We start from the raw sequence: 25,053 nt of genomic DNA on the forward strand, positions 1-25,053 counted from the left end.
GGTATGATTGGAAGCAGATGAAGGGCACCTTGCGGCGCCCTTCATCTTTGTTAGATACTAGATCCCGTCGCCATCGGCGTCGCCGGGAAGTTTCGATTCGATGCGGTGCCAGCTGGCCCGCGTCGCTTGTTTGGCCTTCTCCCACTTGAGGCGCGACTTTCCTTTGAACTGATCCCAATCCTTCTCAAGTTCGGATTCGTTCTCATCCCACTTCGAACGCCGTGCCGCCGCCTGGGTATAACCGTAACGGTAGGCGGGTTCATAGTCGTCGTAGGTATTATCCGGATCGTTAGCCCAATCCTGGGAACTGTGGTTTTTCCGCCAGTAGTCCTCCTCGAGGGTGGGATCGAGTTCTTCGGCGATTCCTTTTCCGGTGTAGGCTCCCGCAATCCCTCCGACCAACGCTCCCACCGCGGCCCCTGCTGGCCCGCCCGCCGCGCCGATAGCGGCACCGGTTGCGGCACCACCGGCCGTGCCTACGCCCACTCCCACAGGATGTGAACCGGGTTCGCCGGTGATAGGGTCTTCATTCCGGGCATCTTCATCTCGTTTTGATAAGTGATCTTTCTTCATGGTTTTTGATTGGTTGTGTTCCGCATCGGAGCATGAACTCATTCGTTCTAGCAATCCGAGTGCCTGCATGAATTTCGCCCGTCCCAGCAGCATTTCGCGGATCTTTGGCCACCAACGGGGCGATCATTCGTTGCAATGTGGATCAGCCGAAATTGCGGAATGCATCAGCAATGGACGGGGGAAAATGGCGATGAGTTGACTCATCTCCGCGTGGATCGATCGTCCTGCATCGATTGACGAATTAGCGGACGAGTTCGCGCGTCGGCACGCGAGAAGGTGTGGCGGGATTAGAACGTTTCAAGGAGCCGGCGTGATGGAGCCAGCGTGGCATCGCAATTGGACGTTGCTGGTCGTCTTGGCCGAGAGCGGTTCCTTACCGGGCGGACAGGCCTGGGTGCCGGGTCCCGCTGGTTCTCCCGGACACCGTTCCATCTGAGAGTGCGCCACGCGATGGGGGTCCTTCGGAAAGTGCGCGTTCGATCTCGATTCGGAAGAACCTGCCTGCGATGATGGCTGCGTTTCAATTGGCGGGTTTGGGCGACGACTTCAAGGGAGCCTCGTCCCTGGTTCAGGCGGACTTGGCGGCTTGCTTCGATGAAGAAGTGCAGCGGCTGACCAAAGAGGTCGTGCGGCGAGCTTTTGTGTAGAGCGACCAGGTGCGTCGGATGCGGAGTCTTTCAACTTCCGTATGATGTGCATCGTTTCCGGCAAAGTTTCACGCAACTGGTGCCGAAATCTGAAGATGTCCAATTTACCCATCAGACGACCTTCACCCTAGGCAAGGCGCGGACCCTTCGTCGCCTGACGACTATAGTGAGCAGCCTTCGCCAAGGCTCCGTCAGTCAAGCCGCTGGCTTGCCAGTCGAAGCCTTGGCGAAGGCTGGTGGAGGCGAGGGGAGTCGAACCCTCATCCAGCCCCATAAAACATCAGTATCCCAGCGCCCTAACGAAAAAACACACGCATAACACACGGCTTCAAAATCTTCGGAATTCCCCGAATTTTGGGCATCCCCATCACTATCGACCATTCAGAACGCTGCGAAACTCTTGCGCTCAGATCTGCTTGGAACCAAGCGCGGCTAGATAGATTTGCTTGGAATTAAGTCTTGCTCCCAGGATCTGCTTGGATTCGAGAATGGCAACGTGCAGCTGCTTCGAGTCAATTTCTGCATCGAGGATCTGCTTGGATGCAATCAGTGGCGCAACTGGAGCCACTGCGCTGACAATGAGGTCCATTGGTACAGGGCGTGAACTCAGATCCTGCTCTCGAGGGATCCCGATGCCAGCTGACATACCCCCGAGAATCAATGCAAAGAGCACGATACGCAGGTGGAATCCAATTCTCCTGAGGACTTGTTCCAGCTTTATCTTTGAGTTGCTAAACTTCTTCCGAGTGGAAGCGCAGAGGGCATTCCCCTCGACCCGCAAATCATTCAGGGCCTGGTCGAAGTCTTTGTGCTCATCTTCAGTTTCCAGCAACTCTCCAGCTGCTTCGAGCGAAATCTTCCCCCTGTGAACTGACGCCGCTATCAGCCAGATTCTTGACGACTGAGGAATACTGGAGAGCGCCGTTCGAATCTGCATGGGACGTGACAGCAGCTGCGCATCATGAGTGAGGGCGCCCACATCACCGACGAGTCCATCGAGAGACAATTCGGAAGGCGTAGTTTCGAGCAAAATGTCGTAGTTGCCGACTCCAACCGTTGGGACTCGTTTCAGATGAACGGCAGCCCGGTCGATCAGCCACCGCACAGCGCTATCGACTTCCTCACTGGGCATGGGGTTTGAGCAAAAGAGCAATGAGAGCTGCTTCAATCGATCTGCCCGCTTTCGCGGAACCTTGATTCGATATTCGTGGGACTCTGGATCCTTCGTTTTCTTCGGGTTGTTGTGCTTCAGAGTGCCTCGAATTGCGGCGACCAGAAGAGAACCTTTTCCCGTCTCTTCGAGCAACAGTTTGCGGGCGGTCTCAAGCAGGAATTCGGCATCGACCATTTTTTCTGATTTACGAGAAATCGAAGTGGCATAGGCCCGCTGCGTTTCCAAAAGCTCGTTGAGATTGCTTGGGGTAGCGTAGATGGTCTTCATTGGTTGTTGGTGTTGCGGGTTTTTGAAATGAGCCGAAGCAGCTTCTTCACTGTGGGCAGGTCGTCCATCTGCTTAAAATAGGGTTCATAGGCAACGTGAGACGTCAGGACGTCACCTTTGCTGCCGAACTGGGATCGATTCTTTAGTTCCCGGATCAAGTCGTCAGCATACTCCTGCTGGCCAGCAGCATGGAGCGAACACGCGTAGTTCAGAATGGCCCCGCTATTCTTGCACTCACTCCACACCACCGCAGCGTGGCCCCAGTGGAGCGCCTCTTCAAGGAGACCCGACTCGCGAAAATACTCGCAAAGGTTGTTCGCGTTCTTCGCCCGTTGGAGGTCACTCGCCGCCTTCTCGATGGCCTTGAACTCGTAGGCAATCGCCTGCTCAATATTTCCGAGGGTTGATGAGACGACGGAATACATCGTGAAAACGCTCCACTCGTGGTTGCTGTGGCCGCTAAATTCGGAGAACTTCAGAAGTTCATCCTCAAGGGTCTTCTTGGAGGCAGCAATTTCCTGGCTAAGTGACTGATGTTCGACGGATCCGTGTTCGGCCCCCTTCTCGCGTTCGGTCAGTACGAAGTGAGCATTGATAAGCTCAAGCATCGCAGCCTGAGCTGGGGTCTTTTCGTCGAGTGCGAATGTGAAGGAATCCTGGTGCATCTACAATGGAGGCAAACCCATCGGCAAATGTGACGCGAAACCCTCAAAAAACTTCATGAAACTTTCGGCGATTTCCTAAACGCCTCACAATCCGCGAGTTGCAGGCCGGGATTTGTTCAATCGGCAAAAGTTCCAAATGAGATGGAGCCTCCTTTGGGAGCTGGGTGCGCCGGGACACGATGGCGAAACCAACCTTGACAAAAAGAAAAGCAAGCTGCTTTGCCAATTCTGGCATTCTCCTTGACAATCTCGAATTTACCATAGTCGGCGTTAGGATTCGGGCGACTGGGTCAGATAGTCGCCAAAGTCTCCAGTCGTTCTGTCGCTGGAAGCTAATACAAATCGTGACCGATACGATGCGGAAGTCGTTATGCAGCCAATTCTTTACTGAGCTCTGCTGCATCAGAATGCGCCTCGAATCCGATCTGACGACTGTTCCAAACAAGCCTCTTATAGCCACGCATAAGCGCAGCCAGATTGAACGTAATCCCAAAATCAGTGTTTGCGCCCTCCCGGCGAACGACCCCAACTCCGTGCATAGGCAAGAGTGCGGGATGTTGGACAATTCGGTTCGTGGGAAATAGATGCGGCCGGATTTCTGGAACCTCGATGGCCTTGGCATGCACTGAAAGCCTAAGGAAATTGGACGAACCGGTGAGTGCCTCAACGACATTCTCAATGAGTCCCAGGCGACGAATGGCGATGTTCACGGCCGAATAGTGACGAACAACAAATTCTGCCCGCTGAAAGATTGCATGCGCCTCCGCACGAAGGCATGAGGGCAGGTCGTTGAGGTTCCCAGAAAGGGCTGAGGCGATGAGGATCTCACGCTCGATTGGCATTCCGTGAACCTTGGTGTTCAGTGACCAAACCAAGGAACGGATCAGTGACCAATCATGCTTGGATAGATCCAGGACGGGAACAATCTCATCGACGATTGATGACCAATTCGAGGGCAAGTGGGAGAGAACATCCGGAATGGATAGGTGCCCCCCGAGTCCGAGACGCATCAGGTCCAAATTGGCCTGTCGTCCATGGGAGATCACATCTTCGATGGCAAATCCAAGATCCGCTGTGTGTAGAGCTGCGTCTGGCACGGCAATCATCAAAGCTCCGGGGGCATAGATCTCGTTGATCGCCATCGAGATTCCGGCAAGAGAGTTCCAAGCTTGCCATTCCGAGAGGTCCGGAAGAATCCGCCCACCTGTCTTGATGCTCGACCCTATATTTCCACCGCCCATCGGGAGCGCCATCGTCAACGGCTGGCCATCGACGGTGAGCGAATCGATCTTTTCAAGAAGCCGTCCCCAGAAGTACTTATCGCCAAGCTTGGACTGGGAGGGACTGAGCGCGAAATCCTTGAGTATTCCGGCAATTGCTTCTGGAACAGGCTTGCCGAATGCACGTCGGACAGCCTTTTTGACACGCTTGGCCCGCGAGGCTGCCAGCGACTCCATAATGGAGTTTGCTTCCCCATCAGAAATGTCGATGGTTTCGGCTGCCGGGATGAGTTCCCCTTGGAGAACTCGATTCTTTGCGATGTGGAGTTCATCGAGATCGCTGATGGCACCTGCCTTAACGATGTTGCTGAAATCCACTTTGTCTGAATTGTGGTTGTCACTCATCTCACGAGAAGAGGCTTTGCCGGGCTCGAGTGTGACTTCTCTATTTGATCTCTGAAAATGGTCCCGGAAGCCCGGTCTTGCCGGAGCGTAGCGGAGGCGAGACGGAAAATGCTTCCGGGGTGCTGACTTGCGGCAGGAGGCGGCAGGGACAGTTGGTGAGCCCAGCCTAGGAAGCGAGGAGGCACGACGAGCTGACGTGTGGCTCAGCATCTGTCCACGGTGCGGGGGCGCGGAGCGCGGGGCGTTGCGGGGTGTCCCCACTCGAAGGGGGCGGGCCGCACGAAGTAGGCACGAGGAGAATGCCTTCCCCTCCAAAGCGACCAGCCAGCCAAATGCGAAGCTCAGTCCGAACCTTCCATCTCCTCCTCCCCGCTGGCAATGATCCGAACGTCTTTCATGGTGGCGGTCATCCTGATGAACTTCAGAAGCGAACCCTGGAACGACTGGTCCTCCCCAACGGGCACTCCCCGTGGCACCCACTTCCACTGGCCCATATTGACGGCCTCAACAGCAGCCTCGATTGCCTCCATTGAATTCGTGCCGGGAGCAAGAAACTCTCCTCCATCGCCCCGGCCGCGAACTCTCAGCAGGTAGAAGATGGAAAGCATCGCATTCTGACACGGTCTAGATACCCCCGGGCGGCGTGGGCCTCGGTAATTCCGGGTTCGTTCCAACTCGATTAGGCGCCGAAGCAGAAACTGAAGCTCCTCCGCCTGATCCAGGGTGATACAGAGGTTTGCCTCTTCATTAATTCTCAGAATGGTCTGCAAGCCTCGGCACCAATTGTCCATGCCTACTCCAGAGGCGCCCGGGTTTGCATCGTAGTCGTCGAGCTGGTGGGCGAAGCGCGCGATCATCGACTTCACGAAGACCTGGACTTCTTCCTCACTGGAAAAGCAACGTCCACAACAATTCAGGAGCACCACCTGAGGGCGCGGGTTGCCGGGGTCTTCCTTCCGCTTCTTGGCCATGTAGTCGAAGAGAATGACCCGGGCCCACTCCGGCGTCCGGTGGAATAGAGACGAGGCTGTGCGAAGCAGGGCTTTGCCGATTTCATCGTTTTCCCAATCGGACATCCGGAAGTTTCCGAACATGCCATAGTGGTTGCTCAGAACTTCGATCAACTCGCCCACCAAGGGATGTGAGGGGGTACTTCCCAGCACGCGACCATTCTGAAGAGCCTTGCCCAGCGAGCTCAGTAGCCCTTCGGCAGGACTCCAGACACTCGCAGACTTGCCCAATTTCCCAGCCCTAATGTAGTTCTTGATCAAAGAGAGCTTGCGTGTCAGTTTGTCCGGATCTGCGGCAACTGGCATGACTATCGGGTAGGACATCTGGCCCTCCATTTCTTCTTTCGTCAGCTCGACCATCCGGTCCCAGTCCAGAAGCAGACGGCGTCCTTTGAAGACGTCCGGGACGCTAGGGATGATTTCGACCCGAGCAAATCCCTGAGAGGGCACCATCGTGATGTCGAAAGAGAGTCTACAGTCTGCATCTGGCGGCGGATCGAACCTCTGGTCGACCTTCTTGTGGTCTTCGCCCTTCTTGAACCAGAAGCGAACTAGCGGCTGCCCCTTGTTGATGAGCGCAACGTCCATCAGGTCGGTATTGCGGTATTCCTTGCCGCCGGTTGCAAGGCATTCATCGTTCTCAAGTTTAAGGAGGCTGTATTCAACCTTCTTCCCCGATCTGCCCCGGCCGATAATCGAGAAAGGCTCAAGGTATTCGAAGTAGCCAGGAAAACCCCGTTCATCCAAGGCTCCCCAATGGGCGCAGCCGACTGAAACGAGGTCTGCCTCAAGGTCCACCGAGTCATTCACGATCTTTGCGCCTTGCTGAATCAACGGCCGGAGCGCCGAGGTAAGCACGTCAAGCTCGCCGGAGAATGTGCCGACGAGACGGGTGATTGCCCCGCTGAGGAGAATCTTCTGAGGCTTCCGTTTCAGGTCACAAGCCCACGCACAGAGTTCGTTGAGTGATTCGGCAACCGACCTAGTACAGGGAGCTCCGAAACCGACCTTTTCCTTGATCCGCTTGAGGACAACGCGTTCCTCTGAGTCAGGCGACGTGCCGACGGCATCCTCCATCGTCATCGCCAGTAGCTCCTGGTCGAACGACCTCTCGCGCAACCCGTTTTCGGTTGAAATCACGAACTCGTGCGTGGGCAGGCGGTTAGGGTCGGAAAGACGGGGCACTCCGTTCTGGCCCCATACAAGCGAGAGACATTCCTCGGCACTAAGGCCCGGAATATCTGCGAACAGACGGGCGCCGAACAATAGGTCGACCGGCGAGTGCTCACTTCGCCAGTGGCACTCTGGCGAGGGAACCGACCGGATGGGGACGAGAGCAGAAGGATAAGTGGCACCGGACTCGGAATCCAGAATCCTAAGAACGGTGGCCTCCACATACTCATTCTGGATATCCACGACGAGAACCTCGTCGTCCGCTTCGAACGCGGTCACGCCAAGGTCATCTGCAGAGGCGCTGGCCCCCAACACCGAGGCCACCGAACGCCACAGCAACTGAGTGCGTTGGCGCCCCCATGGCAGATGTCGCAACAGGGTTTCCTGATGCTCTTCTCGAAAGCTGTCCGGCATGCCGATCACGTACCTTCTTTCGGCACCAGACCTCTCCAGCCCGCCTCGCTCCTTGAAATACAGCCCCAATAGCGACTGGACCGTCTCTGAGGCGTCCGAGCCGTCCGCCCGGCTGAATACGACCTCCGCGCGCCCTCCCTCGCGGTAGAGCTTGTCCCACAGCAACCAGCTGGGAATTCGCTGCGCGTTTCCCTCGGTATCAGAATGAAAATCCCACCAGCCGTTGCCCCATGCACGATGCGATGCCTCGTTGCCGAAGGCTACTGACTCCGAGTTGTTTGCGGCCCCAGCGAATACGCTAGGGACCGAGAGGCGCAGGCGGGAGGCCGCTGCACGGGGTTTCGGAAAGCGGGTCCACCTTTCACGGTGGACACGGAAGTCCAGCACGTTGATTCCCACAGATTGTCGTTTCGCACTCACCACTGGTCGTTTCGTATGAGTTCGCGGAAAAGCTCCCGTGTCTTTGGAACCTCATTCTTTCTCCATGAGTGGTAATCGTGCGACACCGTCAAAGACCTGACCTCGCCTCCCTGGATGTGGCGTGACTCGTCGGGCGTTCCGGTGACGAGAATTCCATGCAATCCTCGCATCGTGGGATGCCTGCCCGCAATGCTCGAGAGCAGCGCGTCAGTCTCGCTCAAGCGTCGCCCGGAAGAACCCACTGACGAGGCCTGAGCAGCTCCGAATGACGTCCAGACCACCCATAGCGAGAATTGGTCTGTGTCGGGTTGAGTTGCGACCACCGCAAGGTCGGCGCCAAGCGAAGCGATCACTTCACGGATTGGCACGCCCATGTAGGTGTCCCTCCGGAGGTGTTCTGGCGCCACCAAGGTGAGCCAGCAGCCATCCGGCTGATCACTCTGGACCGCGCCCGGCCACCCGGTCGCTTCGAAAATCGAACCCATCTCCGGCTTCTGTCGAATCCAAAGCCCCTGTCCGTTGGCGGAGCGCGAGGCTCGGTCCCCGTCGGAGGACAAGCTCCACGCCGCGCTACAGAAAAGCAGCCGGACCAGATCCCGATAGGCCCGGAATCTCCACTCGAAGAGATGCTCCAACGAAGCCTGCCTGCGGACCAGATCCTGGTAGGCTTTCCATATAGCCGAGTAGTGCTCGTCGTGTTGGAGCACGTAATTCGGGCTGGAGATTCGCGCGACGCTGCGAACTCCGGCGAAGACTTCCTCCTGGGTGTAGCGCCCGAGCGCCCGACTGAAATGCTCGACGCACTTGTAGCGGGGGGAGGTGCGAAAATCGGTATTCTCGCGGAGGTAATCGCCGCAGGCGCGCACGGCACGTCGTAGAAAGTCCTTCAGGACCCGGTTCTCAAGCGTGTCGAACGACTCTTCGCGAACAACGGCGAGGATTTCTTGGGCGCTTCCGGCCTTTTCGATGGCCGTCCTTCCGGGGCGCTTGATCAGCCAGCTCAGACAGGCTGCGTCGAGCTGCTGGGCCCGCCCCAGAGGAACCTTCCGTCGAACTCTTCGCAGGAACATTCGCGGCTTTCTCACCAGGATTTCGAGGTCGCGGGCGGTATCTTCAGCGATCGAGAGGATCAGGGAACTTGGCGCATCCCGCTGGCCATGCTGAAGAAACCCGAAAACAGCGGACCAAGGCAACCAAACGCTCGTAATGCGCCCGCCCCTAAGTCTCCCGGACTCGGTCCGGATACCTGGCGGCCACGCGTCATCGCGCTGCGAAGCGCCCCGTCCGCACACGTGCTCACCAAAACGGAACAGTTCCTGCCAGAGGCTCAGAATGCTCGAAACGCCCGCCAGCAGGAACTCTTCGTCATCACTCGCTGAGCGCGTCGCGGGGTTCATCGCGACAAGTCGTCTCGGCAGTCTGCTTGCGGGCTTCTGGCAGAGGCTCTGAGGGTGTTCTGCCCCTGCGAGAGAGCAGACAACCGGCAGTCGTGTTGAACCGCCATGATCGGCGGCGGCCTGCCACACGAGTTCCGGCTGCTCTGAATCCGCCTCGCTGAGTTCCCTCCGGACGAGTAGCGCGTGTTCCTTGGTAGGCGGATCCTCGTTCACGGGTACTAGTTTCTGGGGACACCCTGAAAGTGGAATACGGGCGCATCCCTTGCCTGCTCGAAGGCGGCAATGAGCGCTCCATCACCGATCTCGGCGACAACCTGCTCCACCTGGTCCAACGTCTTTCCGGCCCCTTCATCGGTGTCCTCGGAGAGCCCGCGCAATCGAGGCAGGATTCGCTGTTCCAACTGGTCGGAAAGCGCGCACTCAAACCGCTTGTCTGCCCACGCAGGATAGTTCGCTGCATATCGATACATCGCGTTGAAAACTCGGCGACCGAAGGGTCTTCCGACCCCATCGAGCGCATCATTCAAACGCTCCACAATCGATCCGAACTGTTCCTCGTCTCCGGGAGCAAGCTTCGATTCCTGCCACGACGACCAATCAACGGAGGTGAGAGACCCTTGCATCGTACTCTTCCCCTCCGAAGGATGTTTGGTTTGGCCGAGATCCGGCTTCCCGAATCTTATAAGATTCGACCGGTCGAGGACTTTATCGCTAAGACTCTGAGTCGTCTCGTCCTCGTTCATCGTTCCAACGAAGAGGACGTTGAATCCAACGAAGAGGGGCCTGACGTTGTGGGCATCGCCCTCCTCGACGGATCCCAGCTCCACGCTTAGGGAGGCGAGGTCACGCTTGAACCGGTCATTGAGAATGTTGCGGCTACGCATCTCAAGTTTGCTCAGCAGGTCGCTGAAGTAGTATTCCACCCGGGCTAGGTTCATCTCGTCCAGGAGCACGAGCAGCATGCCTTTCTGCACCTTCTCCGCCTCATCACCTTCGGCCGGGTAATTGTAGCCGTCCATCTGGCGAAGCGCCCGAGCCAGATCGGTGGCCTTATAGCGGTGCTCCATGTAGTTGTAGAAGCCCAGAAGGTCCTGGGGCGAATCCCAGCGCGGCTGAACCGCGACATTCAAGAAGTGCATTCCCATGACCTCTGAATAAACCCGGGGAAGAAGGCTTTTCCCGGTTCCCGAAATACCCGCGAGAACAACCATGGGAGACACTTCGGCAATCTTCAGTGACGTGTGGAACGCATGCAGCGTTCTTGGGTGGAAAACCAGCGCTCTCGAATCGAGCTCCGACGCGAGGCGCTCGAGCATGCTTCTCTCACCACTTTCGCCCGAAGCCTCAAGGGTGGCGTCCCCCAAAGCGGATGCGCCAAGGACGGGCCTCTCGAAATCCTGCAGCCGTTCCTTTGCAGAGGGGGGAGTAATCGCCTTCTGAAACGTATCGACCCTCGTCGAGAGATTGTTGAGCACCTCCTTGAAAGTCAGGACGCTCTCTTCGGTGATCTGCTTTTCCCGCTCGAGCTGCCGCAGCTTCGAAGTGGTCTCGACGATGTCAGCTTTCAGATTGTCCCGTTCGCTCCGAAGTCTCTCGAACTCCGCACGACTTTCTTGCAGGTCGGTGAGGGCCGTTTCGCGATTGGTCCGGATGGCAGCGAGGTCGTCGGTGACCTTCGCAAGCTCGCTCTTCAATTGACTGAGATTCGCCTGCGACTCGTTCTTCTCGCTTTCGATTCTCTCGACGTCGGACTGGATCACGGTTCTCCGCTGCTTCAGATCGTTGTAGTTCTCATCGATCTCACGTAACTCCCGCTCACGCTTTTTGAGCTCGACGTTCAGGTCCGATAATCCGTCTTGCTTGTTCTCCAGTTCTAGCCGGCATTTCTCAGCCTCGCCCTCGTAGGTCTCGATCAGGGTCCGCCACTCATCGATCTTGCGTACCTTCTGTTCATTCTCTCGCAGCCACTGTTGGGCGTCGCTCTTCTCCCGCTGGTGTCTCTCGTTCTCCACCCGGGCGAGTTGCATCTCTTCAACAAGCTGCAGTCGTTTTGCCTGGCCTTCGTCGATCTCCTGCTTAAGTCCGGATGACGCCACCTCCAACTCGGCGACCTTTGCCTCCAGGTGTTTGCTTTTGGCAGCTTCGGGGATCCGCTGTTGCTGGGCCCAGAAATGAAGGAAAGAAACCAGCAAGCCGGTCAAGGCGAGCGCGCTCAGCACCAGGCTCACGATCCACAGTATCATTCCGGTATCTTCCATCATATCCCTTCTGCGTTCCGAGGTGCATCCACTACTCTGAGTCAGAGGCACCTTCGCTTTCCTCCTCTGAGTTCTTGAACTGGTCACGCTTCTGCGAAAGAGAGCCCTCCACGCTTGCCAACTCTCGGCGGCGTTCGAGGATCTGTTCCTCAAGCGTGGACTTCTTCTCCTCAAGATCGGCGAGTTCCTTCGTGGCGTGCTCCAGTGTCACACTGGCCTTGGCGGCCTTCTCCGCACTGGCTCTTGCCGCTTCTTCCTGGGTGGAAAGAGTCTCCTGAAGCTTGAGCAGCCGTTCATTGATCGTTTTGGCTACCGATTCAGCCGTTTCGACGAAGGCGGCGTCTTTGGTCAGTCTCTCAAAGTTCTCCATCAGGCTGGAGACCCTCTCTTCCAACACGGCCGCTTCCTTCTTCTTCGCAGTCAGGCTCTCCTGGGCCACGGTTGCCTCAGCTTCGAGGGCCGCCAGTTCCTGGGCGGTCTTCTCGGTGCTATCGGTGATGCTTCTCAGGCGGTCTTCCTCGGTCTTGAGTCTGCGAACCTCGTCCAAGGTGCTCTCGAGATCGGCCTTCGCGTCCTCAACCTCCTTGCTGAGAGCGGTCACATCGACCGAAAGGGACTGCTTCTTCGGCTCAAGGACCTCCAAGGAAGCCTCCAACTCCGTCGCCTTCGCCCGCAACTCCTCGAGGCGGCTCTGCTCGAGTTGCTTTATCTCAGCCAAAGCCTCCTTTTCAGACTCCATTCGAAAGGCAAGCAGACCGATACCCACCTGAGAAAGAAGCACAAGGAGTGCGATGAGTCCGATAAGAATGCCCGCCTTCATCTGTTACGCCTAAAAGACATCCTTCGCCTCGGTTGGTGGTTCCTCCTTGTCGAGCGGCTTGATTGGCCGACCTGCCTCCGACTCAGTTGCCTGGTTGGCAAGTGTGTCCCCACCGTGTTCTGCGCGATCACTCTTCTGGTCTTCGGGAGGATCGGCGGAAGTGCCACTCTCGGACGGACGAGTTGATTCATCTGCCTCTGGCTCATTGATTCTCGTAGCGTCTTCGGACTCGTCAGCCTTCTGGGGAGTCTCTTCTGCAGCCTCGGCCTTCTCATCTGCAAAGAGGGCACCCCTCGAGAAAGCAAGGGCCACCGTAACATCGTCCCCGGTTCCGCCTTTGGAGCATCTGTCAAGGAACTGGTCGAATACCGGACCCTCGACGTCGAGCTTCTCGACGGAAACACGGTTCAACAACCAATCGACGGTCTGGCGGATTCCTTTCGGGACGGGCTCTTCGTCACCCTTCGAAAAAGACTTCGTGAGGCCGTCTGTAGCGAGCATCACAGCACTGACTTCTTCAAGCGTGAGCACCGAGGTCACCGCGGCTTTCTCCGGGTCACTAGAAGCCAGAGAATCCGTCGCTTCGCCTGGCCCATCGTCATCTTCTGATAGCGAGAGGAGCTCTCCGCCATTTCTCCGGACGAAGATGCCGCCGTCTCCGAGTTGGAAAAAGAAAGCACGGTCGCTCGTAATCATAGCGGCCAGAAGCGTGCATCCGAAAGGCTTGAACTCGTTGCCTTCCGACTCGTCAAAGGGAAGGTTGGACCTCAGCACCTCCTCACGGAACACCTTCACGTTCTCCCTCCACCGTCTCACGATTCGACGACCGAAACTTGCCTTAAAGTCCCGTTCCAGACCCGTGGGCTGAACACCGGCGGAGCTAGAAGGGCCCGTCTTGACGAGCGCATACCACTGGAAGAACTCAATGAATTCCTCATAAGCTGCCCGGATCGCGAGAAATGAGCCGAAATGGCTATGATGATAGTCCTCCGCTCCATGTCCGTCGGAAACAGCGAGGATTGAGCAGGGCGTTCCCGCAAGAGAGGACGACCAACATCCGAAGGCATCCTGGCAAGGGGCCTTGCTTTGGAGATGGCTTACGCCACGACGACTCGCAGCAGCAACGCTCCATGTGTTCTCATCAGTCATTCGCGCTGGAAATAGCCGGTGATCAGAATTCAGAAAATGTCGGTTCCGTCGGTCGGCTCGACAACATCATCCGGCGGAGGAGGCATGACTACATGGGCTCCAGGATCACCCGGGGCGCCCATTTTGCTTTTCGTGATACTTGAAGCAACCGATGCGGAAACGCTTGCCCACCTCAACATCTTCACCAACTGGCTCTTGTTCTGCGCATTGAGGACTCCGATCTCATCACGGAAGGCAGGCATTACGAACTTCTTCAGCTCGTCTTCATCGAGGTCGACTCCCATCTTCCCAAGCCCAATCGCTAGCCGAATTGATTTCTTTCCCCATGGAAGGGACTCGAGATTGTTAATCGCCTTTTCATACACCTCCGCGCCTTGTGTGCACATACCATCGGAAATCAGAATGCAGACGGGAGGAAGACCTCTCTTGGGCATTCGCTCGGTCGCGAGTTGCGTGCACAGAAGGTTGATAGCATCGGCCGTTGCCGTGAGACCATTTGCTGAAAGATCCGTCCATGTCACCTTCTCCAACGGGACAGGATCTGGGCCAATCGAGAAGCGTGCATCGCTTCCAAACGCAATAACCCTGAAGTTCAACTGGACATTCGGCTGGTTCTCCAGCGCACTTGGAAGGTCTGTATTGATGACTTCACGCATCACGTGGTTGAGGGTTGCCATCTTCTCTCCACTCATCGAGGAGGAACAATCTGCCAACAAGAAGAACTCAAGGTCTCGCTTGGCGATCTCATCAACTGGAAGTACTGGTTCAGGGCTCATTTCATGTGGGCGTTCTTGTTTTCTCGATGCTGCAAAGATAGTTTTGCATCGTAAACTACATAATCGACATTATTAGGATCCAGCTCCCTCGCTTTTTTAATATAGGAGGATGCATCCCGCAAACGCCCATTGGCAGCAAGGATCTCGGCGAGTGTGGCATGCAGGAGGGCACTAGAAGAGTGGACAGAAATCGCCTGTCTCAGCAAATCCTCTGCAGCACCATGAGAGCCCTTGGCGTTAAGACTTTCTGCGGCCTCAGCGATGGTCTCTGGCTCAGCATCTCCCGGATCAATCGGCGCCCTCGAGACCGATCCCAAAACACTGGACCAGTTGGCAATCGCACGCGACACAATCTCGCGGTCGAAACCGTAGTCGACGTAGAGCAGGTTCTGAATGCGTTCTCGTTCAGTCAATGATAGAGATTCAACTCGAAACCGCTCGACGTGGTTCTCGATGAGAAGAAAACAGGTGACATGGAGTTCTCCCCTTGGCGCGTCGTAGCAGTGGTCCTGAATCAGCGCGCGAAAGCGACCGTGATCCCTGAGAATGGATTGCCCATTCTCATTAAGAATTCTCCGAATGGCGTCTGCGATGGTCATCTTTGCTTAGTGCTCGATAGACGCGGAGGCGCCTGAACCCAGATTCAACTGCATAGAGCGATTCAGCGGGGCGGAGCGGCCGGGAGGAACTTCCTTTTGCACATCGTCGCCGAAAGAAACAATCCAAGGAAGTTCCGTGAGATTCCGAAGTCCAAGCATCGATGGATCATTGGGATTTCGCACAATCTCGCCGATAGGCTCTTTCGAACGCTGTTCCTCCGTCGGCCGGACATGCCTAACAAATACATTGCGTCCCTCATCGACGAGGAGAGCGCTCCTGGTCATGCCGTTGTTGATTACAATGCGCATTGGGATGGCAATCCCCTCGTCGCAGTTCCAGCACTGCATCATGTGGATACCCTCTGACCACAAGTTGATCGCGCCGCAGCCACCGCACTTGAGCCGGTTGTCGTGAAGCGAAGAAAAGATGGCCTTCCAATTTCCCTCGGTGACCCTGCTGCCTGGCTCGCGTAGTCCGCGGGTGAAGCTTGTGGTGAAAGCCTTCTTCAGGCTCGGCGGGCAAATCTTCCACCTCTTGAGAGCCGTGATATATCCGGGCTCGTCAGGGAGACGGTTGCTTGCGTCTTCTGGGTCGAAGATGAACACCGGCTCCGTTCCATAAATCTTGGTCTTGGCGGGGATGTCCCAAGATCGAATCTGATACTCTTTGATCCCATGAAACGGATGGTGCCACATCCACAAGTTGAACAGGAGCACCGCGAGCGAATGCTGGTCCGTAATCGTGGAAGGTGTCTCTTCGCCTCGAATGACTTCAGGCGCCATGAATTCCGGGGTCCCAAGTATCGCGCTTTCGGACTGTCGGTCGATCCCGACGTTGTCATTGTCACAGATCAGAACCTCACCGGTTCGCGGGTCGAAAAGAAGATTGCCAAGACTGATGTCCCGATAGCAATAACCACTGAGGTGAAGGTCGCTGAAACTGTCGGCGATATTGTAGGAAATCCGGCAAAGCTCCGGAATGTTCGGCTGGGGATGACGCTTGGCCTGGATGGCGTTTAGCTCGACGAAGCGCGAGGTGTCGATCACCGGCATCAGGTAGCCGAAAGTTGCCGTGTCACCCGAGGAGGTCACGATGTCCTTGGGCCAGACAAAGCGTTCGCCACCGCCTCCTCGCGGCTTCCCCCTGTTCACCAGTCGCTCGATCGCCTCTCGTTGGTCCGCCGTGGCCTGGGTGCGGAAGTACCACTTCACCACTTCCTGCCCGTCAGGCGCTTCGACCAGATAGGCGACTCCTTGAGTGCCTTCGCCGAGCTTCTTCTTCACCGTCAGCTCATTTCCCGAGACACGGGCTCTGACAACGTCTCCAAGCTTCAATGACATCCTTGTTTTTCTCTTGGGGTGAGGGGGCTTCTACACTAGGAACTGGTCGTCCCTAGCAGGGCATTCTTGCGAACGTATCGGGCCATTACTTTCGCTGATTTCTTAGCGGGTGGCGGTTAGAGAGGGAAGGATATTCGGTTGATTCTGGGGCAACAGTGGGAGCTCGATGAGTGCCCGGGAGCCTCCCCGAGAAGTAAGTTCTCCGAGTGAGACCGCACATGTGGCCCCAGAGCATTAGATCGGACAGGGTAGCTGCATGGTTGGCTTCGATCCAAAGAATGCCCCGCAACTGGTCTGTAGCATCGAATGTGGACTGCTCGACGTTGCTCAGGAGTCCCGGGCTCTGATTCCCGAAGAGGAGTGGCGGGTCCCCCTCCATCGGCACCTGCACCTCGATTTCGGAGACAAGGGGCTGAACGCGTTGAACGGCAATCTCTTCGGGATCGCCATCCTTAGTTTAGGGGGGGGGCGAGGTGTCTAGCTATCCGACGAGCACTGGACGAGCCCTGACAATTCACACGGACTTCGTGCGGGGGAGAAACGTGAGTGTTTCTCGATGAGCAGGTCTGAAGTCGATGAAGGCGGTATCATCGCCTCAGCTGCGTTTCCCTGAGAATCTAAGTTTTGTCGAAGCGATAGCGTCCATCAATCAAATGGGCGGGGATTTGTCGATCGGGACAAGTTTGTCGAGGGGTCGCCGACCGCAGTCCAACCGCTCAGCGGCCTGCACCTGTCAGCAAGCGGTCATCGCGAGCCTGCTGTCTCTGCAAGGGTTGCCACCGGAGGGCCTCGTCGACGAGGCCAGCGTAGTCCCGTTTGTCCGCGATCTTGAGCAGCTCATCCGAAGTGGGATTTATCCGAAACGCGCCTGTTTCACCCTCCAGGACTGCTACGCCCCGTGTTTTCATCTAGAAGCCGCGCGTTCCGGCGGTCTCAATAGTCCTTCGAGAGGAGAATGGGGGGCACGGAGCGATAGGCCTTGGTAGCGGAAAGCACTCGGGGGAAACACACGGACTCTTCGCCAAAAACCGGCCATTTGTAGCCACTCTTGGACTCATAGAATGGACGAGTGAAATCCTTATCTTGCGATTTTTCAGCGGATTGCGAGTGACTCAAGAATGGTGGAGGCGAGGGGAGTCGAACCCCTGTCCGCGACGTCTTCAACATTGGCATCTACACGCTTAGCAAGCGTTCAAGGTGTTTCGGATGAGAGCGGCTCGCTTGCAGCGTTCCTCAACCTAGAGACCTGTTTGATTTCGTCTCCGGACCCGGTCACCCGGTCTGGGAACTAGCCTATTAGGTAGTCGCCATCCCCCTCAATAGGCGTCGGGGTTCAGGCGTTGCTGTCAATTAAGCAGCAAGTGCGAGCTCGTTAGAGTCTGCAATTATTTGTTTTGGGCGGCTTTTTAACGAGGCCAACCGACCAACCTCGACGTGCAGCCAGTGCGTCGAACATCCCGTCGAAACCAGAACGCCCCCTTCACTGAACGCCGACAAGTTGCCCTCTTCCGGCAAAATATCAACCGGGAAACTTACGAACTTCGGAATTTACGGATGAGTGAGGGGGACTAGCTTCGGGGGACTCGAATCAATGGAGGAATCAGGGACGCGTTTGGACACTTTGCAGGCAATCGAGCTGGCCGAAGGAGTGGAGGTGCGCCTGCGCATCGCGGGGCCGCTGCTTCGTGGGGGAGCGCTGGCCCTGGATGTGCTGATCCAAGGGCTTCTGATCACGGTGCTTTCGATCATTTTCGGTCTGACGGGGCTGGTGACGGGCGGGATGACGGCGATGGGTCTCATCTCGCTGGCTTCGTTTTTCACCTGGTGGTGGTATCCGGTCTTCTTCGAGGCCGGAAAGTGGGGGGCGACGCCGGGGAAAAAGATCGTCGGTCTGCGGGTAGTCCAGACCTCCGGGTCGCCGATCACCTTCACCCAGTCGGTGCTGCGGAACTTCCTGCGCTATGCGGATGGGATGCCCTACATCGGGACGTCCACGGGTATCATGGGGATTCCAACTTTCGGATTTGCGATCGCCTCGTCGCTGGCGACCAAGCGCTTTCAGCGCCTGGGTGATCTGGCGGCCGGAACGGTGGTGATTTACGATCGGATTCCGCCGGAGCCGGTCGTGTCCGCGCCGCCGCCGATGGAATCGATCCAGCCGGCCGTGGCACTGCGTCCCGAGGAGGTCAAAGCGCTCTCTTCCTTTCGTGATCGGGCAGGTCTCTGGTCGGATGCGCGCCGTCAGGAGATCGCGGACCACGCGCGGGAGTTGAGTGGAAGCAAGGGGGCGGCGGGGGTGTCGCGATTGATGGCGATGGCCCACTGGTTGCAGGAGCGGAGATGAATTCGGGAAACTTCCAGGATCGGCGTCAGAAGGCGTGGCAGGAACTCGATCAGATGATCGAGAGCGTGGAGACGGGCAAACCGATGCCCGGAGTCGAGGAGCTTCCAAAAAAATTCCGGGAAGCCTGCTCCGATCTGGCGCTGGCGAATCACCGGATGTATGGCGGCAGCGTGATCGCCCGTCTCAATGATCTGGTGATCCGCGGCTATAAACTTCTCTACCGATCACGCAGGAAAGGCTCGGAGTCCTTTGTCCGATTCGTAGGAGTGACCTTCCCGGCGACGGTGCGCCGGGAGTGGCGTTTGTTCTGGCTGTGCAGTGCGATGTTCTGGGTGCCGTTCTTCGGCATGATGTGGATGGCGCAGGTGAACATCGACTGGGTGCAGTCGATTCTCGGACCCGAGGGCATGGCCGGCATGGAGCAGATGTATGGTGGCAAGGAAGAGCAGATCTCGCATCTGCGCTCGGAGTATGGATCGAATTTCCGGATGTTCGCCTTCTACATCGAGAACAACGTGGGGATCGATTTCCGGGTGTTTGCCGGGGGGATTGTGGCGGGGCTGGGGACGATCTTTTTCACGGTCTATAACGGGCTGATGCTCGGTGCTTCCGCCGGATACGTGAACTACGCCTGCAATCCCGAGTCCTTCTGGACCTTCGTTGCGGGGCATTCTTCCTTTGAGCTGTTAGGTCTGGTGGTCGCGGCAATGGCGGGCATGCGGTTGGGAATGGGCGTGCTCAAGCCGGGTCGGATGTCGCGCGGCAAGGCAATCGCAGCTTCGGCCAAGCAATCCTTGCCGCTGATCTTCGGAGCGGCGGGAATGACCACGCTGGCGGCTGTGGTGGAGGGCTTCTGGTCCGGACAGGATTTGCCATCGATGGTGAAGTATGGATTTGGAATCGCCATGTGGGTGCTGCACATCGCCTATTTCATGCTGTTAGGAAGGGGGGAGCGTGAGGCTTGAGGCGGTGACGGCAGAGCTCCGTCCGAGAAGCGATTGGGAGGCGATCGATCTGGGATTGGCGCTTGTCCGGCGTGATTTCTGGAGTCTGTCGAGCATCTGGCTCCTCGGCATGTCTCCAATGCTGCTTCCGGCTATCTGGCTGCTTCCAGAGCATCCAGTTTGGTTTTGCCTGGTCTTCTGGTGGTGGATTCCGGTGGCCTCCCGTCTGGTTCTCTTCAAGTTGAGTCGCAGGTTGTTCGGTGATGATCCGTCGAAACGCGAAGTTTTGAGGGAGTTTCCCAAAGCGATTTCGCGGCGGTTCCTTTTCCGCATGTTTTGGGCGCGCCTGTCTCCCTGGCGGCCGCTGACGATGCCCGTCGAGGATCTCGAAGGGCTGAAAGGAAAGGCCTACTCGGCCCGCTGCCGGGTGCTGATGAGGCGTGGGGATTCGAGCGTCATCCTCCTGGCCATGTGGCGCCTGTTTCTGTCCTTTTGGATGGCGGTGACGATCCTATTCACCGTCGCGCTATTCATTCCCGACGGATCAGGTCAGGGCTGGTCCGAGTCGATCACCCTCTGGCTTCAGGGAGAGAAAGTGGTGCCGCCGACGAGCCTGTCGATCATGGTGATCGGGTCGATTTGCTGCGCGCTTGGACTGGTGGATATCTTTTCGATCGGAGCCGGATTCGGCATCTACGTGAACCATCGTACCTGGATCGAGGGCTGGGACGTCGAGCTGGCGTTCCGGCGACTGGGGAATCGTTTGCTGGGGATCACCAGTCTGCTGGTGTTCGGACTGATGGGATCATTGGTGATGCCTGCTGATGCGGCCAATGGCGCTGAGGTGATTGAGGAGGTGCTCGACCATGAGGATTTCGAAGTTCACAAGGAGACGATTCGAACGCCCAAGTGGGACTGGCTGGAAAATTGGAGCTCCGGAAGCGGTTCGAGTTCAGGCTCAGGGGGGGGATCGGGTGTCGGCGGTGGACTTTTGGAAGGACTTGCCGTGATCTTGAAGGTCGGCCTGATCGGGGGCTTGCTTGTACTGCTGGCGTGGCTGATTTATCGTTATCGGCATGTTTTCAGCAGAGGCAGCGGTGGCGGTGGTCGGATTGCCAAGCCACAGGCGAAAGTGGTCATGGGGATGGCGGTGGCACCCGAGAGTCTCCCGGAAGATGTCTCGGACACGGCGCTGAGACTGTGGAATGAAGGCCAACGTCATGAGGCGATGAGTCTTCTTTATCGGGCGTCGATCTCCTGGATGATCAATCAGGGCGGGCTGGAAATCGCGGAGTCCGATACCGAGAGCGACTGCTTGAGAAGGGCAGGTCAGGCGGAGGTTCGCCATTTGAGTTACTTCGATGGCCTGACGCGGCGATGGATGAGTCTTGCCTACGCCCGCGAAGCGCCCAGCGAAAGCGATTGGGAACGACTTTGTCGCGAGTGGCCCTTTTCCGAAAGGAGGGTGAAATGAAGTGGTACACGGTTTTGCTTTCGCTGCTCCTGCTGGTGGGGTGCAGCTACGAGGAGTCGACCAGGGAAACCGGTCACAAGGGCAAAGCCCGGCTCAATCCCTATCTGGCGGCTGAACGTTTGCTTGAGGAATTCGACTACGGCGTCGAGAACAAGGCCGGGTGGCCGGACCTGGAGAGTGACATCAGCACGATGGTGATCCCGGTGTCGGCGCTCTCCGCTCGCGGATACATCGATGAACTTGATGAGTGGTCGCTGAACGGAGGGCACGTGATCGTGCTGATGAACAACGGTGAGGCCTACCTGAACGACTGGCGCAGGACGTTGTTAGGCTCCTTCGATAGCGAGGAAGATTTGTCCGAGCCTTTTGTGGAGTGGCTCAATCGATTGGGCGTCATGTTTGACTACAGCCCTGGAGAAAAGGGGAAACCTCTGTCGGCGGATAAGCTGACTTTTCTCGGAGAGGAATACGAGGTCTTCATGGAAGCCCGAGTCTGTCCTGAAGATCGCAAGGGAGAGCCGGTGATGATTCATTCGATGAAGCGTCGGGAGGGCCGAATCACGTTTGTGGCCGACGCCCGACCGTTCCGGAATCGCTGGATCGGGGACTACGATCATGCGGAGCTGTTTCTGGCTCTCCACGAGGCGTCGCCCTACCACGGAACGACGGCATTTGTGCGGAATGTCTCGCTGTCGTTCTTTGGGCTTCTCTGGTCGCGCGCCTGGCCTGCCGTGACGGCTCTGATCGTGCTCGTGCTCTTCTGGCTGTGGAAGAACCTGCCACGGGTCGGGCCATTGGATTCCGTGGAATCGACTTCGCATGGACGCGCTTATGAGCACCACTTGGAAGCGCTTGGCGACTTTCACTGGCGTCTCGATCGTGCCGAGGGGCTTTTGAGACCCCTGCGGGAAAGCCTCATTGAAAGGGCTCAGCGTCTCGCCCTGACGACGGGAAATCGCGACATCGACCTTTTCGAACTCATTGCCGAGCGCGCGGGCATTACGCGCGAACGGGCCGAGCGAGCCATGACCTTCGAACGATCGAAAGACGGCGGAACCTTCACTCAACTTGTCGCTGACCTCCAAACCATTCACTTATCCATCCCATGAACGAAGAAGAGCCAATTCAACCGGAGATGCCCGCCAACGAGGGTGATTTTCCTGCTGCTGCTGAGGAGATCGAGCTGCCGTCGCAGCCGAGCATGTCGGCGTCGGCGAGCCTGATCGCAAGAATGCGCGAGCAGATCGCGAGCTCGGTGCTGGGTCAGGAGGAAGTCATCAATCAGGTGCTGGCCGGCTTGCTGGCCGGTGGGCACGTGCTTCTTGAAGGCAAGCCGGGGCTCGGGAAAACCCAATTGGTGCTGGCGCTGGCCAAGAGCTTCGCCGGCGAATTCGGTCGCATTCAGTTCACGCCTGATCTGATGCCTTCGGATGTGACGGGCTTCCGATTGTTCGACATGAAAAGCCAGACCTTCCAACTTCGGCGTGGTCCGGTTTTCACAAACCTGCTTCTTGCGGACGAGATCAACCGTGCGCCTGCGAAGACCCAGTCGTCGCTGTTAGAAGTGATGCAGGAGAGGCAGGTCACGATCGACGGTGAGTCGATGCCCCTGAGTCCGCCCTTCATGACGCTGGCCACTCAGAACCCGATCGAGCATGAAGGGACTTATCCGCTGCCCGAAGCCCAGCTTGACCGCTTTTTGATGAAAGTGCTCATCGATTACCCTGAACGCAGCGCCGAAAGGGAGATTGTCACACGCTCGGCTGCTGAAGTGCCGGGTGAGTCGTCGGTGGCCGCGGTGGAAGCCGTGGCGACGCCGGAAGATGTGGTGCGGGCTCAGGCGGAGACTGCTGCGGTTCGCGTGGTTCAGGAAGTGGTCGACTACGCGGTGGCCATCGTGCAGGCGACGCGCGATTCGAAGGCAGTATCGCTGGGTGCGGGCACGCGTGGTGCGATTGCACTGGTGCGGATCGGCAAGGCGATCGCGACGCTTCATGGGAGGGATTACGTGATTCCGGACGACATCAAGGCGGCATCCTTGCCGGTGCTACGTCACCGTGTGCAGCTTGCTCCTGAGGTCGCCATTGGAGGTCAGGACATCGATGCGATTCTGAAGTCCCTGGTTGAGTCCGTTCCTGCCCCCCGCCAGTGACCCCGACCGCCCGCAGCCTGTATCTGATTTTCGCGTGGGGCCTGTTTGGTCTCGCGGCGTCGATCCGTCCGGATTGGCAGCTGGCCTGGGCGATGACGGGTGGGGTGGCGCTGTTGATCATCCTGGTCGATGCGGCACTTCTGAAAGCCGGCTCCCGATTTGATCTAACAAGGGAGTTGCCGGGAAGATTCGCCGTCGGAGAAGCCGGGGAAGTGCGCCTGGATTTTGTAAACCGAAGTGGAAGGAATCTCGAGGTCGAGATCTATGATGGCATTCCTGAAGGGGTCGAATCAGAGATCATGCCGTGGAAAGGTCTGATCCCCAAGGGGGGGAAGGCGAGGATCGAGCATGAAGTCCGGATCCTCGAGCGTGGACCGGCAATGTTCCGGCAGATTCATGTTGGAATCATCTCGCAGTTGGGGTTTTGGCGCCGCCGGGTTCTGGTTGGTGAACGGGAAGAGGTGAAGGTCTATCCCGATTACGAACCAGTGGTCCGGTTTGCGCTTCTTGCGATGCAGTCACGGCAGGACCAGATGGGGATTGTTAGAAGGTCCCTCGCGGGGAGCAGTCGCGATTTCCACCAGCTCCGCGAGTATCGTGAGGGCGACCCCTTGGCGCAGATCGACTGGAAGGCGACCTCGCGAAGAATCGAGCTGATCAGCCGCGAGTATCAGGAGCAGCGAAATCAGACGATTATCTTTCTCACCGATACCGGCCGACGGATGCGGGCGATGGACGGCGATTTGCCACAGTTTGATCACTGTTTGAATGCGATGCTACTGCTTTCCTACGTTGCGCTGAGACAGGGCGATCAGGTGGGGGTGCAGTCGTTCGGCGGAACCCATCGCTGGTTGCCGCCGGTGAAGGGAGCGCATTCGATGTCGACGCTGCTTCATCACCTCTACGACTACAAGACGACGCCTGAGCCGAGTGATTTCTCAGCCGCCGCCGAGCGGCTGATGGTGCGGCAAAATCGGCGGGCCCTGGTGGTTCTTCTGACGAATCTTCGTGGCGAGGATGCCTCCGAGCTGGTGCCTGCCTTGAGGATCCTGAGCGGACGTCATCTGGTAATGCTGGCGAGCTTGCGCGAGCGGACCATTGAGGATGCCCGGCACCAAGCGGTGGAGTCCTTCAATGATGCTTTGAGGTTCGCGGCTGCCGAGCAGTACGATAGCGAGCGTTCGGAGGTTATGGCGACCTTGCGGGGCTTCGGGGTTCTTACCCTGGATGTGCCGGCGCAGGATTTCCCGGTGGCGCTTGCCAACCGCTACCTGGACATCAAGGCGGCGGGCAGGCTTTAAGATCAGCCGGCGGCGCGGCTTTGGATTTGTTTGGCGCGTGCCGTCTTGATAGGAGGCGTGCATGTCAGCACATGCCGCATCCTTCACGTGCCACAGCCGAGGCAAGGGAACCTACGAGATCACCGGGGAGGTTGCCGGAATTGTCACGCAAAGTGGGATCTCAACGGGCACGGTCACGGTCTTCGTCCGTCACACTTCGGCGAGCCTGGTCATCATGGAGAATGCCGACCCGAGTGCTCGGACGGATCTGGAAGCGTTCTTCGATCATCTGGTTCCTGAGGATACGCCGTATTTCATCCACACTTATGAGGGGCCCGACGACATGCCGAGCCACATCCGGATGGCCTTGACTCGGACGAGCGAGGTGATTCCGGTGGTGAATGGCCGGATGGCGCTCGGCACCTGGCAGGGGATCTTTCTTTTCGAACATCGAGACGCACCTCATCAGCGGCAGATTGTGGTGAGTGTGGTCGGGGATTGAGGATTGTCGTTTCAGGCATCTGCATGGAGGATCGGGCTGTGGAAGAATC

Annotated in this window: 19 protein-coding genes and 1 other RNA gene; 7 read left to right on the forward strand and 13 right to left on the reverse strand. The window is 57.5% G+C overall.

Annotation, left to right across the window (positions count from 1 at the left end):
- Positions 1 to 57 precede the first annotated feature (57 nt).
- From ACFQY0_RS02235 to ssrA, 13 genes are all read right to left on the reverse strand, one after another.
- The gene (locus ACFQY0_RS02235; protein ID WP_379708640.1) at positions 58 to 573 is read right to left on the reverse strand and encodes a glycine zipper domain-containing protein; all 516 of its coding nucleotides are present in this window, start codon (positions 571 to 573) and stop codon (positions 58 to 60) included.
- A 1,053-nt stretch (positions 574 to 1,626) separates the two neighbouring features.
- Positions 1,627 to 2,661, reverse strand: a complete 1,035-nt coding sequence (locus ACFQY0_RS02240; RefSeq protein ID WP_379708642.1) for a hypothetical protein — start codon at positions 2,659 to 2,661, stop codon at positions 1,627 to 1,629.
- Entirely contained in the window at positions 2,658 to 3,326 is a 669-nt protein-coding gene (locus ACFQY0_RS02245) for a hypothetical protein (protein WP_379708644.1), read from the reverse strand. Before ACFQY0_RS02245 ends, ACFQY0_RS02240 begins: the two co-directional genes overlap by 4 nt.
- 368 nt (positions 3,327 to 3,694) lie before the next feature.
- Positions 3,695 to 4,951 carry a hypothetical protein gene (locus ACFQY0_RS02250; protein WP_379708647.1) on the reverse strand — a complete coding sequence of 419 codons (1,257 nt, stop codon included), beginning with the start codon at positions 4,949 to 4,951 and terminating at the stop codon, positions 3,695 to 3,697.
- Positions 4,952 to 5,292: 341 nt separating this feature from the next.
- Positions 5,293 to 7,968 (reverse strand): hypothetical protein, encoded by a 2,676-nt coding sequence (locus ACFQY0_RS02255; RefSeq protein WP_379708649.1) that lies wholly within the window; start codon positions 7,966 to 7,968, stop codon positions 5,293 to 5,295.
- A complete protein-coding gene (locus tag ACFQY0_RS02260; RefSeq protein ID WP_379708651.1) occupies positions 7,965 to 9,578 on the reverse strand; it encodes a DUF2357 domain-containing protein in 1,614 nt (537 codons plus the stop codon). The genes ACFQY0_RS02255 and ACFQY0_RS02260 overlap by 4 nt, the downstream gene beginning before the upstream one ends.
- A 5-nt stretch (positions 9,579 to 9,583) precedes the next feature.
- Positions 9,584 to 11,608, reverse strand: a complete 2,025-nt coding sequence (locus tag ACFQY0_RS02265) for an AAA family ATPase (RefSeq protein ID WP_379708653.1) — start codon at positions 11,606 to 11,608, stop codon at positions 9,584 to 9,586.
- Positions 11,609 to 11,654: 46 nt separating this feature from the next.
- Positions 11,655 to 12,443, reverse strand: a complete 789-nt coding sequence (locus ACFQY0_RS02270) for a coiled-coil domain-containing protein (protein ID WP_379708655.1) — start codon at positions 12,441 to 12,443, stop codon at positions 11,655 to 11,657.
- A gap of 9 nt (positions 12,444 to 12,452) precedes the next feature.
- Positions 12,453 to 13,592 carry a PP2C family serine/threonine-protein phosphatase gene (locus ACFQY0_RS02275; RefSeq protein ID WP_379708657.1) on the reverse strand — a complete coding sequence of 380 codons (1,140 nt, stop codon included), beginning with the start codon at positions 13,590 to 13,592 and terminating at the stop codon, positions 12,453 to 12,455.
- 29 nt (positions 13,593 to 13,621) lie between these two features.
- On the reverse strand, positions 13,622 to 14,368 hold the full coding sequence (locus tag ACFQY0_RS02280) for a vWA domain-containing protein (protein WP_379708659.1): 747 nt from the start codon (positions 14,366 to 14,368) through the stop codon (positions 13,622 to 13,624).
- On the reverse strand, positions 14,365 to 14,967 hold the full coding sequence (locus tag ACFQY0_RS02285) for a tetratricopeptide repeat protein (protein ID WP_379708661.1): 603 nt from the start codon (positions 14,965 to 14,967) through the stop codon (positions 14,365 to 14,367). The genes ACFQY0_RS02280 and ACFQY0_RS02285 overlap by 4 nt, the downstream gene beginning before the upstream one ends.
- Before the next feature lie 6 nt (positions 14,968 to 14,973).
- A complete protein-coding gene (locus ACFQY0_RS02290) occupies positions 14,974 to 16,308 on the reverse strand; it encodes a protein kinase domain-containing protein (RefSeq protein WP_379708663.1) in 1,335 nt (444 codons plus the stop codon).
- Positions 16,309 to 17,427: 1,119 nt separating this feature from the next.
- Positions 17,428 to 17,787: a transfer-messenger RNA gene (gene ssrA, locus ACFQY0_RS02295) on the reverse strand.
- A gap of 133 nt (positions 17,788 to 17,920) precedes the next feature.
- Between ssrA and ACFQY0_RS02300 the strand changes: the two genes are divergently transcribed.
- The 7 genes from ACFQY0_RS02300 (at position 17,921) to ACFQY0_RS02330 (ending at position 25,004) form a co-directional block, all read left to right on the forward strand.
- Positions 17,921 to 18,652: an RDD family protein gene (locus ACFQY0_RS02300; protein ID WP_379708665.1), complete on the forward strand. Its 732-nt coding sequence runs from the start codon at positions 17,921 to 17,923 to the stop codon at positions 18,650 to 18,652.
- Positions 18,649 to 19,617, forward strand: a complete 969-nt coding sequence (locus ACFQY0_RS02305) for a stage II sporulation protein M (RefSeq protein WP_379708668.1) — start codon at positions 18,649 to 18,651, stop codon at positions 19,615 to 19,617. The genes ACFQY0_RS02300 and ACFQY0_RS02305 overlap by 4 nt, the downstream gene beginning before the upstream one ends.
- A 4-nt stretch (positions 19,618 to 19,621) precedes the next feature.
- Positions 19,622 to 21,070, forward strand: coding sequence for a DUF4129 domain-containing protein (locus tag ACFQY0_RS02310; RefSeq protein ID WP_379708670.1), 1,449 nt, complete (start codon positions 19,622 to 19,624; stop codon positions 21,068 to 21,070).
- Positions 21,040 to 22,179, forward strand: coding sequence for a DUF4350 domain-containing protein (locus tag ACFQY0_RS02315; protein ID WP_379708672.1), 1,140 nt, complete (start codon positions 21,040 to 21,042; stop codon positions 22,177 to 22,179). Before ACFQY0_RS02310 ends, ACFQY0_RS02315 begins: the two co-directional genes overlap by 31 nt.
- A gap of 26 nt (positions 22,180 to 22,205) precedes the next feature.
- Positions 22,206 to 23,222: an AAA family ATPase gene (locus tag ACFQY0_RS02320; protein WP_379709398.1), complete on the forward strand. Its 1,017-nt coding sequence runs from the start codon at positions 22,206 to 22,208 to the stop codon at positions 23,220 to 23,222.
- Positions 23,219 to 24,523: a DUF58 domain-containing protein gene (locus tag ACFQY0_RS02325; protein WP_379708674.1), complete on the forward strand. Its 1,305-nt coding sequence runs from the start codon at positions 23,219 to 23,221 to the stop codon at positions 24,521 to 24,523. Before ACFQY0_RS02320 ends, ACFQY0_RS02325 begins: the two co-directional genes overlap by 4 nt.
- A gap of 61 nt (positions 24,524 to 24,584) precedes the next feature.
- A complete protein-coding gene (locus tag ACFQY0_RS02330; protein WP_379708676.1) occupies positions 24,585 to 25,004 on the forward strand; it encodes a secondary thiamine-phosphate synthase enzyme YjbQ in 420 nt (139 codons plus the stop codon).
- The last annotated feature ends 49 nt before the right edge of the window (positions 25,005 to 25,053 follow it).

It is taken from the genome of Haloferula chungangensis, assembly GCF_042664875.1.
GTDB lineage: Bacteria > Verrucomicrobiota > Verrucomicrobiia > Verrucomicrobiales > Akkermansiaceae > Haloferula > Haloferula chungangensis.

Coding starts and splice junctions, on each gene's coding strand:
- ACFQY0_RS02235 (WP_379708640.1), bottom strand. CDS start 573: ATGAAGAAAGATCACTTATCAAAACGAGATGAAGATGCCCGGAATGAA.
- ACFQY0_RS02240 (WP_379708642.1), bottom strand. CDS start 2,661: ATGAAGACCATCTACGCTACCCCAAGCAATCTCAACGAGCTTTTGGAA.
- ACFQY0_RS02245 (WP_379708644.1), bottom strand. CDS start 3,326: ATGCACCAGGATTCCTTCACATTCGCACTCGACGAAAAGACCCCAGCT.
- ACFQY0_RS02250 (WP_379708647.1), bottom strand. CDS start 4,951: ATGAGTGACAACCACAATTCAGACAAAGTGGATTTCAGCAACATCGTT.
- ACFQY0_RS02265 (WP_379708653.1), bottom strand. CDS start 11,608: ATGATACTGTGGATCGTGAGCCTGGTGCTGAGCGCGCTCGCCTTGACC.
- ACFQY0_RS02270 (WP_379708655.1), bottom strand. CDS start 12,443: ATGAAGGCGGGCATTCTTATCGGACTCATCGCACTCCTTGTGCTTCTT.
- ACFQY0_RS02275 (WP_379708657.1), bottom strand. CDS start 13,592: ATGACTGATGAGAACACATGGAGCGTTGCTGCTGCGAGTCGTCGTGGC.
- ACFQY0_RS02280 (WP_379708659.1), bottom strand. CDS start 14,368: ATGAGCCCTGAACCAGTACTTCCAGTTGATGAGATCGCCAAGCGAGAC.
- ACFQY0_RS02285 (WP_379708661.1), bottom strand. CDS start 14,967: ATGACCATCGCAGACGCCATTCGGAGAATTCTTAATGAGAATGGGCAA.
- ACFQY0_RS02290 (WP_379708663.1), bottom strand. CDS start 16,308: ATGTCATTGAAGCTTGGAGACGTTGTCAGAGCCCGTGTCTCGGGAAAT.
- ACFQY0_RS02305 (WP_379708668.1), top strand. CDS start 18,649: ATGAATTCGGGAAACTTCCAGGATCGGCGTCAGAAGGCGTGGCAGGAA.
- ACFQY0_RS02320 (WP_379709398.1), top strand. CDS start 22,206: ATGCCCGCCAACGAGGGTGATTTTCCTGCTGCTGCTGAGGAGATCGAG.
- ACFQY0_RS02330 (WP_379708676.1), top strand. CDS start 24,585: ATGTCAGCACATGCCGCATCCTTCACGTGCCACAGCCGAGGCAAGGGA.